The 14082-nt window shown below is 65.7% G+C and carries 14 protein-coding genes; 12 read left to right on the forward strand and 2 right to left on the reverse strand.

Annotated elements, in window-relative coordinates:
* Nucleotides 1–41 precede the first annotated feature (41 nt).
* The 5 genes from G513_RS0106920 to G513_RS0106940 all read left to right on the forward strand — a co-directional run bounded on the left by G513_RS0106920 (nucleotide 42) and on the right by G513_RS0106940 (nucleotide 5150).
* Nucleotides 42–602 carry a YqgE/AlgH family protein gene (locus G513_RS0106920; RefSeq protein ID WP_022976097.1) on the forward strand — a complete coding sequence of 187 codons (561 nt, stop codon included), beginning with the start codon at nucleotides 42–44 and terminating at the stop codon, nucleotides 600–602.
* Entirely contained in the window at nucleotides 595–1104 is a 510-nt protein-coding gene (ruvX, locus tag G513_RS21825) for a Holliday junction resolvase RuvX (RefSeq protein WP_022976098.1), read from the forward strand. Before G513_RS0106920 ends, ruvX begins: the two co-directional genes overlap by 8 nt.
* Nucleotides 1041–2078 carry an aspartate carbamoyltransferase catalytic subunit gene (locus tag G513_RS0106930; protein WP_436197934.1) on the forward strand — a complete coding sequence of 346 codons (1038 nt, stop codon included), beginning with the start codon at nucleotides 1041–1043 and terminating at the stop codon, nucleotides 2076–2078. The genes ruvX and G513_RS0106930 overlap by 64 nt, the downstream gene beginning before the upstream one ends.
* The gene (locus G513_RS0106935; protein ID WP_022976100.1) at nucleotides 2075–3331 is read left to right on the forward strand and encodes a dihydroorotase; all 1257 of its coding nucleotides are present in this window, start codon (nucleotides 2075–2077) and stop codon (nucleotides 3329–3331) included. Before G513_RS0106930 ends, G513_RS0106935 begins: the two co-directional genes overlap by 4 nt.
* Nucleotides 3332–3473: 142 nt before the next feature.
* Nucleotides 3474–5150: a phosphoenolpyruvate carboxykinase (ATP) gene (locus G513_RS0106940; protein ID WP_022976101.1), complete on the forward strand. Its 1677-nt coding sequence runs from the start codon at nucleotides 3474–3476 to the stop codon at nucleotides 5148–5150.
* A gap of 63 nt (nucleotides 5151–5213) precedes the next feature.
* On the opposite strand, the gene G513_RS0106945 is transcribed toward G513_RS0106940, so the two are convergent.
* The gene (locus G513_RS0106945) at nucleotides 5214–5969 is read right to left on the reverse strand and encodes an SDR family oxidoreductase (RefSeq protein WP_022976102.1); all 756 of its coding nucleotides are present in this window, start codon (nucleotides 5967–5969) and stop codon (nucleotides 5214–5216) included.
* A 24-nt stretch (nucleotides 5970–5993) separates the two neighbouring features.
* Nucleotides 5994–6560 carry a carboxymuconolactone decarboxylase family protein gene (locus G513_RS0106950; RefSeq protein WP_022976103.1) on the reverse strand — a complete coding sequence of 189 codons (567 nt, stop codon included), beginning with the start codon at nucleotides 6558–6560 and terminating at the stop codon, nucleotides 5994–5996.
* A gap of 151 nt (nucleotides 6561–6711) precedes the next feature.
* Between G513_RS0106950 and G513_RS0106955 the strand changes: the two genes are divergently transcribed.
* The 7 genes from G513_RS0106955 (at nucleotide 6712) to G513_RS0106985 (ending at nucleotide 14066) form a co-directional block, all read left to right on the forward strand.
* Nucleotides 6712–7587 carry a LysR family transcriptional regulator gene (locus G513_RS0106955; RefSeq protein WP_211219629.1) on the forward strand — a complete coding sequence of 292 codons (876 nt, stop codon included), beginning with the start codon at nucleotides 6712–6714 and terminating at the stop codon, nucleotides 7585–7587.
* A 172-nt stretch (nucleotides 7588–7759) separates the two neighbouring features.
* On the forward strand, nucleotides 7760–8332 hold the full coding sequence (locus tag G513_RS0106960) for a GspH/FimT family pseudopilin (RefSeq protein WP_084711464.1): 573 nt from the start codon (nucleotides 7760–7762) through the stop codon (nucleotides 8330–8332).
* Nucleotides 8304–8780, forward strand: a complete 477-nt coding sequence (gene pilV, locus G513_RS21830) for a type IV pilus modification protein PilV (protein WP_022976106.1) — start codon at nucleotides 8304–8306, stop codon at nucleotides 8778–8780. Before G513_RS0106960 ends, pilV begins: the two co-directional genes overlap by 29 nt.
* Before the next feature lie 7 nt (nucleotides 8781–8787).
* Nucleotides 8788–9888, forward strand: coding sequence for a PilW family protein (locus G513_RS0106970; RefSeq protein WP_169560551.1), 1101 nt, complete (start codon nucleotides 8788–8790; stop codon nucleotides 9886–9888).
* An 8-nt stretch (nucleotides 9889–9896) separates the two neighbouring features.
* Complete coding sequence (locus tag G513_RS24765; protein WP_169560553.1) at nucleotides 9897–10475, forward strand: pilus assembly PilX family protein; 579 nt, start codon at nucleotides 9897–9899, stop codon at nucleotides 10473–10475.
* A 25-nt stretch (nucleotides 10476–10500) separates the two neighbouring features.
* Nucleotides 10501–13665 (forward strand): pilus assembly protein, encoded by a 3165-nt coding sequence (locus G513_RS0106980; RefSeq protein ID WP_169560555.1) that lies wholly within the window; start codon nucleotides 10501–10503, stop codon nucleotides 13663–13665.
* Nucleotides 13662–14066 (forward strand): type IV pilin protein, encoded by a 405-nt coding sequence (locus G513_RS0106985; protein WP_022976110.1) that lies wholly within the window; start codon nucleotides 13662–13664, stop codon nucleotides 14064–14066. The genes G513_RS0106980 and G513_RS0106985 overlap by 4 nt, the downstream gene beginning before the upstream one ends.
* Nucleotides 14067–14082 lie beyond the last annotated feature (16 nt).

Here is a 14082-nt window from a genome sequence, read left to right on the forward strand (position 1 = left end):
AGTGCTTGTCAGCCCCGACCATCGAACCCGATACTGCCCACATGGCCGACGAAAGCTACTTCAGCAACCAGTTTCTCGTGGCGATGCCCGGCCTCGATGACGACAACTTCCGGCATTCGGTGACCCTGCTCTGCGAGCACTCGGAAAAGGGCGCGCTGGGCCTGGTCGTCAATCGGCCGACCGACCTGCGGCTGTCCGACATGCTCGATCAGATCGGCGTCGATCATGAAGCGATGCCGGGCGATCCGATCGTGTTCTGGGGCGGGCCGGTGCAGCCAGAGCGCGGATTCGTCGTGCACACCGCACCGGGCGGCTGGGATTCGACCCTGAAAGTCGACGAGAACCTCTACATCACCACTTCGCGCGATGTACTCGGCGCGATCGGCCGTGGCGAAGGCCCTAGCGATTATCTGGTGCTGCTCGGTTACGCCGGCTGGGGCGAAGGCCAGCTGGAAACCGAGGTGCTGGCCAATTCCTGGCTCAATGCTCCGGTCGAACAGCGGGTGCTGTTCGCGACGCCAGCGGCCGAACGCTGGATCGCCGCGACCCGGTTGATCGGCGTCGACATCAGCCATCTCGCGAGCCGCGCCGGACATGCATGAGCCGAGCGGCGGCACATCGACCAAGACCCGCGTCTATCTGGGCTTCGACTACGGCCTGAAGCGCATCGGCATGGCCGTCGGCGACGATCTCACCCGCCTTGCCCGGCCGCTGCCGGTGGTCACCAACGGCCGCGAGCCGGACTGGATCGCGATCGGCAAGCTGATCAAGGAATGGCGGCCGGATGCGGTGATCGTCGGTCTGCCGGTCGACATGGAGGGCGCCGATCAGGCGATCACCGGGCCGGCGCGCAACTTCGCTCAGGAACTCGGCAGCCGCTACGGCCTGCCGATGTTCCTGGTCGACGAGCGCCTGTCGTCACGGGCGGCCGATGACGAGATCCGCACCGCCCGCGCCGACGGCCGCAAGAAGCATCGCGTGCAGAAAGGCGAGCGCGATGGCGTGGCCGCGCGGCTGATCTTGGAGCAATATCTGTCCGACTGCGGCCGCTCGACGCCAGCCGCATCGGCACCGTCCGAAATTCCCAAGGCCGAGGCCTCATGACGCATCCGCTGCAACTGACGCCCGATGGGCGTCTGCGCCACCTGCTGACCGTGGAAGGCCTGTCACGGCCGTTGCTGACCGACATTCTCGACCAGGCCGAGCGCTACGCCGGCCAACCGAGCAGCAATCGCGGTAGCCGCGGGCTCAAGGTGCCACTGCTGCACGGCAAGACCGTGGTCAATCTGTTCTTCGAAGCTTCGACGCGCACCCGGATGACCTTCGAGCTGGCCGCCAAGCGGCTGTCGGCCGACGTGCTGAATCTGCAGATCGCGGCCAGCAGCACCTCCAAGGGCGAAACGCTGCTCGACACCTTGAAGACCATGGAAGCGATGCAGGTGGACATGTTCGTGATCCGCCACGAAGCCTCGGGTGCTGCGCATTTCTTCGCTCAGCACGCAGCGCCCGAAGTCGCGATCCTGAACGCCGGCGACGGCCGCCATGCGCATCCGACGCAGGCGCTGCTCGACATGTTCACGATCCGCCGCCACCGACCGGATTTCGAGAACCTGACCGTCGCCATCGTCGGCGACATCCTGCACTCACGCGTTGCCCGCTCGGACATCCACGCACTGCGCATACTCGGTGCGAAGGAAATCCGCGTCGTCGGCCCGCGCACCCTGATTCCCGCCGGCATCGAAGCGATGGGCGTGACCGTGCACAACGACATCGACAGCGGTCTGGCAGATGCCGACGTGGTAATCCTGCTGCGCCTGCAGAAGGAGCGCATGGTCGGCGCCTTCCTGCCGTCGACCGGCGAATTCCATCGCGATTTCGGCCTGACCAAGGCCCGCCTCGCCAAGCTCAAGCCCGAGGTGCTGGTGATGCATCCGGGGCCGATCAATCGTGGCGTCGAGATCGAGGGCGATGTCGCCTATGGCGAGCGTTCGCTGATTCTGGAGCAGGTCGAGCACGGCATCGCGGTGCGCATGGCCGTCATGGGCATGATTCTCGGTGATGAAGGAGCCGACTCATGAGCGCCTTCCTGAACAATGTGCTGATCCGCAACGCCCGCCTGCTCGATCCACGCGCCGGCACTGACAAGGTCGCTGATCTGGCAATCCGCGACGGTTTGATCGTGGCGACCGACAGCGGCCCGTTCGAGGAAACCTTCGACGCCGCCGGCCGTTGGCTGATCCCGGGCATCGTCGATCTCTGCGCGCGCATGCGCGAACCGGGCGCGACGCAGAAAGGCACGATGCGCTCGGAAACCCATGCCGCGCTGGCGTCGGGCATCACCGCCGTCTGCCTGCCGCCGGACACCGCGCCGGTGATCGACAACACGGCGATGGTCAACCGGGTCAACCGCATCGCCAAGAAGGCGGCCGGCGCCTATGTGCACATGCTCGGCGCCTTGACCAAAGGTCTCGGCGGCGAAGCGCTGGCCGAGATCAGCGCGCTGAAGGCGGCCGGCTGCGTCGGCGTATCGAATGGCTTGAACCCGGTTGCCAGTCCGCTGGTCGCGCGCCGCGCACTCGAATACGCGGCCAGCCTCGGCATGACCGTGCACGTGGTGCCGCTCGATGACGCGCTGGCCAATCACGGCTGCGCCCATGAAGGTGCGATCGCGACGCGCCTCGGCCTGGCGGCGATTCCGGTGGCCGCCGAAGCGCTGGCGATGCGGCAGTGGATCTCGTTGATCGAGGACACCGGCGCTCGGGTGCATTTCGGGCGCCTGTCGAGCGCTCGCGCCGTGGATCTGCTGGCCTCGGCGAAGCGTCTCGGCCTGCCGGTGACTGCCGATGTCGCTGCGCACCAGCTGTTCATGACCGATGCCGATCTCGAAGGCTTCAATGCGATGGCGCACGTCATTCCACCGCTGCGCGCGGCGAGCGATCGCGATGCGCTGCGGGCCGCCGTCGGCAGCGGTCTGATCGATGCGATCTGCTCCGATCACCAGCCGCACGAGCTGGATGCCAAGACCAATCCGCTGCCGCAGACCGAGCCGGGCATCTCCGCGTTGGAAACCCTGCTGCCGCTGAGCCTGCGCTTGGTCGAAGCCGGACTGCTGACGCCTCTGGCGCTGGCCGAGCGTCTGGCTGGCGGCCCGGCACGGATTCTGGGTCTTTCGCAGGGCGGTTTCGCACTCGGCGCACGCGCCGATCTCTGCCTGGTTGATCCCACCGAAGAATGGCGTCTGGATGGCCGCAACATGCTTAGTGCCGGCCGCAATACACCGTTCATGGGCGAGACATTTACAGGCCGTGCAGCACGCGTCTGGCGGGGGTGAATGCCGCCCCAGGGGTTACCCCCGGTCAAAATCACCCGTCTGATACGGAATGGTTCCGGTTTCCGTAAAATGTAGCGATTCCGCTCCAGCCTTCTGCGCTGCCGGTGACCCTTCCCCTGCGAAAAAGTGGTAACGAAAACCAATGGATGATCAGAAAAGCGCCGCGACGAGCTTCCAGGCTGACCTCGAGAAGCTGTTCGGTCTCAAGTCCGTCACCTACAAGTACGAACTGAGCAAGGAACAGCTGTTCCACGAGGCGATCGCCAACGATCGTGGCCGCGTCTCGCGCGACGGCCCCTCGGATGCCCAGAAGGCGTTTGCGACCAAGCTCGGCGTTGCCGGCCCGCTGGTTTTCTACACTGATCCGGATTGCACCGGCCGCCGCACCAAGGACACCTTCGCCGTGAAGTGGCCGGAAGTGGCGGACGAGATATGGTTCAAGGCCGATCTCACGCCGTACGACCCGACCAAGTACGAAGGCTTGCTGAAGCGCGTCGTCGCCCATCTGAACGACAAGAAGGCGACGCTGTACGTCAAGGACCTGTTCATGGGTTCGGACGCCGATTTCGCAGTGCCGTACCGCTTCGTTGGCGAGTACGCCACCCACGCGTTCTTCTGCGACAACATGTTCCCGAAGAACCTGCCAGGCGTGAAGGACGTCGATGCCCGCCGCTGGACCATGCTCAACGTGCCGAGCTACGTCTGCGAGCCGGAGCGTGACGGCAGCCGCTCGGAAGCGGCGGTGATCATCGACACCAAGAACCAGATCTGCATCGTCGCCGGCCGCGCCGACTATTGCGGCGTCAACAAGAAGACCATCTTCACCGTCGGCAACTACCTGCTGCCGAAGCAGGGCCGTCTGAGCATGCATTGCTCGGCGAACGTCGGCGCCAAGGGCGACGGCGCCATCCTGTTCGGCCTGTCCGGCACCGGCAAGACGACCTTGTCGGCCGATGCCTCGCGCCGCCTGATCGGCGACGACGAAACCATCTGGTCCGACAACGGCCTGTGCAACCTCGAAGGCGGCTGCTACGCCAAGCTGATTAACCTCGACAAGTCCGCCGAGCCGGTGATCGCCGAAGCGCTGTCGAAGCCGGGTACCATCATCGAGAACGTGCCGCCGTTGCCGGGCAAGACGATGGCCGAATGCCATCCGGACGAGCTCGATCTGAACGACGGCTCGCTGGCCGAAAACACCCGCTTCAGCTACCCGCTGAGCGTGGTGCCGAACGTCATGCCGAACGGCCAGGGCCCGCATCCGGAAACCATCGTGCTGCTGACCGCCGATGCCTTCGGCGTGCTGCCGCCGATCTCGATCCTGGAGCCGGAAGACGTGATGTATCACTTCGTCTCGGGTTTCACGGCGCGCGTCGCCGGCACCGAAGTCGGCGTCACCGAACCGCAGCCGACGTTCTCGGCCTGCTTCGGCGGCCCGTTCATGGCCCACAAGCCGAACGTCTACGCCAAACTGCTCGCCGAAAAGATGACCAAGCACAAGGCGCGCTGCATCCTGCTGAACACCGGCTGGAGCGGTGGCCAGTACGGCACCGGCAAGCGCATGAGCCTGAAGGTGACCCGCGCGCTGCTCAACGCCGCCCTCAACGGTGAACTGGACGGTGTGGAAACCGAGACCCAGCCGATCCTCAATCTGAAGATGCCAAAATCCTGCCCGGGCGTTGATGCCGCGATCCTCAATCCGCGCAACACCTGGACCGACAAGGAAGGCTACGACGCCACGGCGACCAAGCTGCGCGACATGTTCCGCAAGAACTTCGAGACCAAGGGCTTCGCCGCCTTCGGCATCGAGCCGCGTATCTGAAGCACGGCCCGCTGCACGAAAAACCCGGCCTCGTGCCGGGTTTTTCATTACGGCTTCCGATCGTTATTGGGCTGACAGACCACCATCCATGGTCACGATCTGGCCAGTGATGAATGCCGCGCCAGGACTTGCGAGATAGACGATGGTCGACGCCACCTCGTCGACGGTGCCGGAACGGCGCGCCGGCACGCTGGCGATGAAGCCGGCTTTCATCTCGGCATTGCGGCCGGTGAAACGGTCGAGCATGTCGGTCTGGATCGGCCCCGGTGCCACGGCATTGACACGAACCCCCATCGGCGCCGCTTCCAGTGCGGCGCAGCGCGTCAAGCCTTCCACTGCATGCTTGCTGGCCGCGTAGATCGCAGCCCCTGGAAAGCCGACGTGGCCGGCCAGCGATGACAGATTGATGATGCTCCCCGTGCCCTGCGCGAGCATTGGCGGCAACTGGTACTTCATGGCAAGCAGCACGCCTTTGACATTGGTATCGAAGGTCGCGTTGTAGACCTCTTCCGAGGCCTCGGTGATCGGCCCCCCCCCACCCTCGGTACCGGCATTGTTGACGGCGACATCAAGCCGGCCGAACACCGCGACCGCGGTGGCGACCAGCTCACGCACCTCCGCTTCGATGCGGACGTCGGCGCGGACGAAGATCGCCTCGCTGCCGGTGGCTTTGAGTTCGGCGGCCAGGGCTTCACCTTCAGCGTCACGGCGGCCGGAAACCACCAGCTTCGCGCCGGTCGCCGCGAAGGCGAATGCGGTGGCGCGGCCGATGCCGGTCAGTGCACCCGTGATCAGTACTACCTGCGGATTCTTGTTCATTCTTGTGCTCGTCGGGTTAGGGGATCAGGCCGCCTTGCGGCTGGCGGGCGTCCAGGCTGCAGATTGGAACGCGTCGTCCAGCGGCACCGAAGCGAGGTGATCGGTGTAATTGGTCAGCGTCTTTGCGGCGACGCCAAGCACCACTTCGAGCACCTGCGGCGGCGCGTAGCCACTGGCGAGAAAGGCCTGCAACTCGACCTCGCCGACGTGACCACGTCTGGCAACGACGGCCGTCGTGAACCTGCGCAGCGCTTCGAGTCTGGCGTCGTCCAGCGCTTCACCGGCCCGGAGCGCGGCAATCTGCGTATCGCTCAAGCCCGCGCCCTTGCCCATCAAGCTGTGACCAGCGGTGCAGTAGCCGCAGGCGTTCTCGACACTGGCGGCGATCATCACCAGTTCGCGTTCGGCTGGCGTGAAGCTAGTCTGCTGGAAAGCGCCAAGCAAGCCCCAGGCGCCCTGCACGACGGCCGGACTGTTGGCGAAGGTACGCATCAGATTGGGTGCGAAGCCCCAGGCTTTTTCGATCGCGACCAAAGTGGCGCGGCTGGCTTCGGGAGCGGTTTCAGCAGTGGGCAGCGGGAAGTGGAGCATGGTCGTTCTCGTTGGAAGCCGATGCAGTCTCGGCGGTGAGAGAACTATCTACTCATGCAGATTCAGCGATAAGCTAGGAAAATTGCATAGTGCTCATGTTCGATCCGCATGAATTCAGCATCAATGGAGGCCCGTGGACCGATTGCTGTCGATGACCTGCTTCGCCCGAGCTGTGGAAACCGGCAGCCTGTCGGCCGTGGCCCGCGAACTAGGCATCGGACAGCCTAACGTCAGCCGCCATCTGGCTTCCCTGGAGGCGCAGCTCGGCATGCGGCTGATGCACCGCTCGACCCGCAAACTGACGCTGACTCCGGAAGGCGAGCGCTACTACGCCGAGGTGCGGCCTGCGCTCGACGCGCTCGGTGAAGCCGAATCGAATGCGCGCGGTGAAGATCGGCCGTCCGGGCTGTTGAGAGTGAGTTGTCCGGTCGCGCTTGCGCGCTACAAGATCCTGCCGTTGGTAAAACCTTTCCTCGAGCAATTTCCCGAGATCGAACTGGATCTGCAGATTGGCGACCGCATGGTCGATCTGGTCGAAGATGGCGTCGATGTTGCAATCCGCGTCGGCGATCTGCGCGATTCGAGTCTGCGGGCGCGGCGCATCGGCACGGCGCGGCGAATCTGCGTCGCCAGCATCGACTACCTCGCCGCGCACGGTACGCCGCAGACACCGCTCGACCTGCCACGCCACAACTGCGTGCTGTTCTCATTGCTGGCGACCGGCCAGGTCTGGCCGTTCGAACGGGCACCGATCCAGGTCAGCGGCCGCTTTCGCGTCAACAGCCCGGAAGGCGTCCGCGCCGCCGTGCTCGACGGCCTCGGCATCGGCCTGATGCCCTGCTGGCTGTTCGCCGACGAGATTGCCGCCGGCAAAATTCGCGTGCTGATGCCGGATTGGCCGGTTCCGTCGCTGCCGATCCACGCGCTCTACCCCGAAAAGCGCCTGTTGCCACGCCGGGCCCGGGTGTTCATGGATCTGCTCGCTGCCGCCTTCGCGGCCGATCCGATGCTCCGCGACGCCCCCTAGCCATCCCGGCGAGCCGGCGCGGTGGCCGTGGCGTTCAGCAATTCATTCCGCCGTACCGCGCTTCCGCTCGTCGGCTGACGAAAATCACGTCTAAAGATCAAGCACAAGCTGCCGTTATTGCCTATGGCCGACGCACCGATTGCCGGGCGCCGCCATTTGCGAGGACGCCGCCATGCCCCGAATTCAGAGCCGAATTGTTCGCCGATCTGCTTGCGGTTTCTCGCTGCCGGAGGTGATGACGACGCTGGCGATCGTCGCGATCACCGGCACTCTGGCGGCACCGGCGGTGGGCGATCTGATGCTCGGCAACCGCATGGCGACCGAGGCCAACACGCTGATCAGCGCACTGAACTTCGCCCGCAGCGAAGCCGTTGGCGCCGCCCGGGTGGTATCGCTGTGTCCGTATCGGGTCGTCGTCGGCGCCACCGATGTCAACGCCCGCTACCAGTGCTCCGACAGCCTGAACTGGTCCGGTGGCTGGATGGTGGTGCGGGCGACGGTCGATGAAGCGGGCACGGCCAGCGGCGGTCAGCAGGTGCTGAAGCTGTTCGGCTCGCTGGGGCCCGGAGATGCGCTGACCGGCAGCGCCAGCCGCATCAGCTACCTGCCGACCGGCTTCCTCGCCGATGCCAGCGAACCGAGCTTCCGCCTGCGGCCGTCGGCTTGCACCGAAGACCAGCAGCGCAACATCACGCTCAGTCTGCAGGGACGCCCCAATGTCGCGATCTCGTCCTGCACGGCCTGAATCGCCGACGGTTTCAGCCGCGCGAGGTCAGCGCGGCGCGGGGCTGATCGAGATCCTGATCGCCGTCGTCCTGCTGTCGATCGGCCTGCTCGGTCTGGCTTCGCTGCAGGTGCTGAGCCTGCAGCACAGCAGCAGCGCAGCGCTGCGGACCGAAGCGGTCGGCCAGTCCTACGATCTGCTCGATCGCATGCGCGCGAACCGCGCCCAGGCGATCGGCGGTCGCTACAACCTCGCCTTTGGCGACGCCCCCAGCGCGGCCGATCTGGCGGCTACCGATCTGGCCAGCTGGAAGGCGGCGCTCGATGCCGCGCTGCCCGATGGCGACGGCCAGGTGTTCGTCGAAGCGCAGGTGGTGACGATCACCGTGCGCTGGCAGGAACCGGGACGATCGGGCTCTGGCGCCGGCAATGACGGCAGCGGCGTGGTCAATCTCCGCACCCAGCTGTGAACGCGCCGTGATTGGGCCGCGCCCGATGCGGAAGCTGGCCGGCCTGGGGCTGATCGAAGTGATGATCGCGATGGTCATCGGCCTGGTGCTGCTCGCCGGCATCTACCGCGTCTACCTGACCACGGCGCGGACCTCGGTCACCACCGAATCGCTGGCGGCGCGCCAGGAAGCGATCCGCTACATCAGCGAACGCATCGGCCAGGACGTGCGCATGGCTGGCTATCGCGGCTGCCTGAGCGATACCGGCGAGATCCGCAACGCGCTGAACCCGAACCCGGCCACTGCCGGCAGCGGCCGCACCGAGTTCACCCACAGCGATTTCCGCTACCGCTATGACCGCTACGCCGAAGGCTTCGATGCCACCGCCAGCGGCTGGTCGCCGGCGCTGCCGAGCAGCCTGACCAACGTCGTGGCTGGCACCGATGTGCTGACCGTCCGTGCCAGTCTCGCGGCCGATGTCTTCGTGATCCAGGACATGGCCACCACCTCGGCCGATCTGCGCATCAACCCGCTGAGCCCGGCGCCACTGGCGGCCGGCAATATCGTCATGGTCAGCGACTGCTCGGGCGCTGCGATCTTCCAGGCCAGCGGCTACACGGTGGCCAGCAGCAACAATTCGCTGGGCGTGCCGGTGAGCTATGGCAACGTCGTGCACAACGCGGTCAGCTCGCCCACGCCCGGCAACTGGACCCAGGACCTCGGCCGCAAGTTCAGCGCCGGCGCCCAGCTGATCCGCATCGGCACGGTCAGCTACCTGATTCGCAACAGCGCCCGCGGCAGCGGCCCGGCGCTCTGGCGGGTGGTCGACGACCAGGCGCAGGAAGTCGCTGAAGGCGTCGAGAATCTGCAGGTGCTGTACGGCGACGACAGCGACGGCGACCGCGTCCCCGATGTCTATCGCCCGGCCAGCGCCTTCACCACCAGCGACGCTTGGCGCCGCGTGGTCAGCGTGCGCGTGGCATTGCTGGTGGCCGGCAGCACTCGTCGCGCCGGCAGCAATGATCCGCATACCTTCGATCTGCTCGGCGTCAGCGTCGGCCCGTTCAATGATGGCCGTCTGCGCCGGGTCGTGACCCTGACGTTGGCGCTACGGAATCGTCTGCCATGAGCGCGGTCATGAAACCGCGTCGCGAACAGGGCGTGGTGCTGATGGTTGGCCTGGTGGTGCTGATGGTGCTGTCCTTGCTGGCGATCGGCTCGATGCGCGCCACGACGCTCGAAGAGCGGATGAGCCACAACAGTCAGGATCGCCAGATCGCATTCCAGGTGGCCGAAGCGGCGCTGCGTGAAGCCGAACTGGTGCTGACCCAGCCGATGCTGCCGACCTTCGTCGCCATCAACAGCCCGGCCGCCGATGGTTTCTATCTGCCCGATCCGCCGAACCCGGATACGCCGAGCGTTGCCTACAAGCCGGTGTGGCAGCGCACTGCCGCCGATGCGGCGTACCCCTCGTGGCGGCCAGCCTCGGTGACCAGCGATGCGCCACCGGCGCCGATCGATCTCGCGCGCGGCGAGTACCTGATCGAGCAACTCGAAGTGATCGAGGAAACCGCGCCCGGCGAAAGCCTGCAGGCCGATGCTGCCGAGGATCGCCGCGAACGGATCATCTACCGGATCAGCGCCCGCGCCTGGGGCGCGAACGCGGCTGCGGAACCGGCGCCGGTGGTGTTGCTGCAGTCGACGTTCAAGCGCTGAGCGGCCAGGCCGATAGATCATGACCATGCGCGCACCCATCGCCTCTTGTATTGCCGTCGCACTGCTCGTCATCAGCAGTTCCGCGCAGGCGGTCATCCCGCTGTCGAACGCGCCGCTGTTCCTGTCCACCGCCGTGTCGCCGAACGTGATGCTGCTGTTCGACAACTCCGGCAGCATGGAGAACGTCACCTGGGCCGATAGTTACAACCCGTCGACGACCTACGCCGACTGGAGCCCGCGCACCTGCGGCAACAACAACAATACGCAGTGCTGGACCGCGACCGATGGCAACGTCGGAATTGGCGACATCAATGTCGGCGGTTGTTCCAACAGCCGCCGCGAAGGGCGCCAGAATGGGTCCGGCACGCGCAAATGCCTGAGCTTGCCGACACCTTCCGGCACCGATACCCGCTACACCGGCAACTACCTGAACTATCTGTTCGCAACGTATGCGAGCAACAGCAATCTCACCACCGGCACCATCCCCAACGAGTCCCGGCTGAGCGCGGCGAAAAATGTCGCGACCAGCATCGTCAACGCCAATCCGACCCTGCGCTGGGGCCTGGCGCGCTTCAATCCGCCCATCAGCGGCGGCGACCAGGGACCGGGCGGCAAGGTGGTCGCGAACTGCGGCAGTGCACCAGCGACCGTTACCAGCGCGATCAATGCGCTGGCCGCCGACAGCAACACGCCGCTGGCCGAAACCTTCTACGAAATCACCCGCTACTTCCGCGGCTTGAGTTCGTACTACAACACCGGCACCTACACGAGTCCGGTGCAGTACCGCTGCCAGAAGAACTTCGTCATCGTCGTCACCGACGGCTTCCCGACCTACGACAGCAGCTTTCCGACCAACGATCCGGACGATCTCGCCAACAGCTTCCTGAGCCTGCCGAACTGGGATGCCAAGGCGCCGTCGACGACCTCGGCGACCTATCCGTTCTTCCCGCGCTACTCGGACGGCTTCCGCGGCCAGAGCGGCACCAGCGAAAGCCAGGAAGCCTGGACGCTGTATCTCGACGATCTGGCCAAGTTCGGCTACGACACCGACCTGAAGAAATCCGGCAACGACCTGACCGGCGTCAGCTACGAAGATGCGACGTTCAAGATGCAGCGCATCCAGACCTATTCGATCGGCCTGGCGATCAACAACCAGATGCTGCAGGACGCCGCCGAATACGGGCAGGGCAAGTCGTACACCGCGAACAATGCTTCGCAGCTGCAGATCGCCCTGCAGAACGCGCTCAACGACATCGCCGCGCGGACCAGCGCCGCGGCATCGATCGCGACCAATTCCACACGCCTGACCGCCGATACCGCGATCTACCAGGCGCGCTTCGCCACCGGCGACTGGAGCGGCCAACTGCTGGCACTGCCGGTGCGGCTCGACGGCACCGTCGGCACGCCGATCTGGGACGCCGCCCTGCGCTTGCCGGCCGCCGCGAGCCGCAACATCCTGACCTACGATCCGACGCGGGCGCTGGGCAGCCGCGGCCGCAGCTTCCTCTGGGCTCAGCTGAACAGCACCCAGATCGCGGCGCTGAACAAGGACAGCGCCGGCACTACCGACAGCAACGGTCAGAACCGCCTCGGCTGGCTGCGCGGCGATCGAACCAACGAAGGCGACACCGCGCCCGCGCTGCGCCGTCGCAGTGCCACCACCGTGCTTGGCGACGTCGTCAATTCCGATCCCGCCTTCGCCGGCCAGCAGGACTACGGCTATGCCCGCCTGCCGGGCACCGAGGGCACCAGCTACACGGCGTTCCGCGATAGCGCCGCCTACAAGGCCCGCCCGGCGATGGTCTATGTCGGCGCCAACGACGGCATGCTGCACGGCTTCCGCGCCACTGACGGCGTCGAGCAACTGGCCTACGTGCCGGATGCTGTCTACAGCGGCCTGAGCGCCATCAGTGGCCAGACCTGGAACCAGAACCATCGCTATCTGGTCGACGGCGCGGTGCGCCTGCTCGATGCCCGGGTCAACGGCAACTGGAAAACGGTGTTGCTCGGCACGCTCGGCGGCGGCGGCAAATCGGTGTTCGCGCTGGACGTGACCGATCCCGCCAGCTTCGGCACCAGCAACGTCCTGTGGGAGTTCACGCCGACCAGCGATGTCGACATGGGCTACTCGTATCCGCAGGCGGCGATCGTGCGGCTGGCCAACGGCCAGTGGGCGGCACTGATCGCCAACGGCTACAACAGCACCAACGGCAAGGCCGTGCTGTATCTGGTCAAGCTCGACGACGGCAGCGTGATCCGCAAGTTCGACACCGGTGTCGGCAGCGACAACGGCATGTCGGCGCCGATCCCGGTCGATGTCGACGGCGACCGGGTCACCGATCTGATCTACGCCGGCGATCTGAAAGGCAATATGTGGAAGATCGACGTCCGCGGCAGCAATCCGGCGACCTGGGATTTCGCCTTCAAGAGCGGCACCACGCCAGTGCCGCTATATCGTGCCTGCAGCGCCGACCCCTGCACCACCAGCAATCGCCAGCCGATCACCGCGCGGGCCGAAGTGGGCATCCATCCGGACGGCGGCTATCTCGTCTACTTCGGCACCGGTTCGTACTTCCGTAGCGACGACAACACCGTCGGCACGGTCGGCAACACGTTCTATGCGATCCGCGATGCCGACAACGGCAGTGCGCCGCCGAACAGCCGGGCTTCGCTGCTCGGCCAGCAGGTAATCACCACCGTGACTCAGGCTTTCGGCAGCCAGACCGAGAAAGTCCGCGCCACCACCAACAACACGCCGACCGCCAGCCAGCTCGGCTGGTATCTGAACCTGCCGGACGCCGGCGAGCGCCAGGTATCGACGCCGATCCTCAGAGGTGGCGCAGTGATCTTCACCACGCTGATCCCGAACACCGCGGCCTGCGGCTTCGGTGGCGACAGCTACCTGATGGAGATCGACGCAGTCAGCGGCTCACGTCGCGTCACCACACCGTTCGATCTCAACCGCGACACCGCCTTCAACAGCGAGGACCAGATCGTGGTCGGCGGTGTGCGGATGTCGGTCAGTGGCCGGCAATCGAAGGAAGGCATCATCAAGACGCCGGCGATCATCGCCACCGGCGCCTTCGAGGTGAAGCTGGCCAGTGGCACCACCGGCGGCATCGATACGACCATCGAACCGCCGCCCGGCGTCGAGCCTGGTGGCCGTCTGTCCTGGAGACAGATGCGATGAGGCGCAGACAAAGAGGCTTTACCCTGATCGAGCTGATGGTGGTGGTCACGGTGATCGCGCTGCTCGCGATGATTGCCCTGCCCAGCTACCAGAACAGCGTGCGCAAGAGCCGCCGCACCGATGCGCGGATCGCGCTGATCGAACTGGCCCAGACCCTGGAACGCTGCCAGACCCAGTTCGGTCGCTATGACGATTCCGCCTGCGTGATCGTCAGCCCGCAGGACAGCGCCGATCATCGCTACAGCGTCACCGTGGTCCGTGACGCCAGCAGCTATACGCTGAGCGCGACCGCTCAAGGTGTGCAGGCCGATGACCTGATCTGCCGCAGCTTCAGCCTGAATCAGCTGGCCGAACGCAGCGCCGTCGACAGCAGCGGTGCAGCCACAAGCGCCTGCTGGTAATACGCCTGCGCCGCGC

The organism is Nevskia ramosa DSM 11499 (assembly GCF_000420645.1).
GTDB lineage: Bacteria > Pseudomonadota > Gammaproteobacteria > Nevskiales > Nevskiaceae > Nevskia > Nevskia ramosa.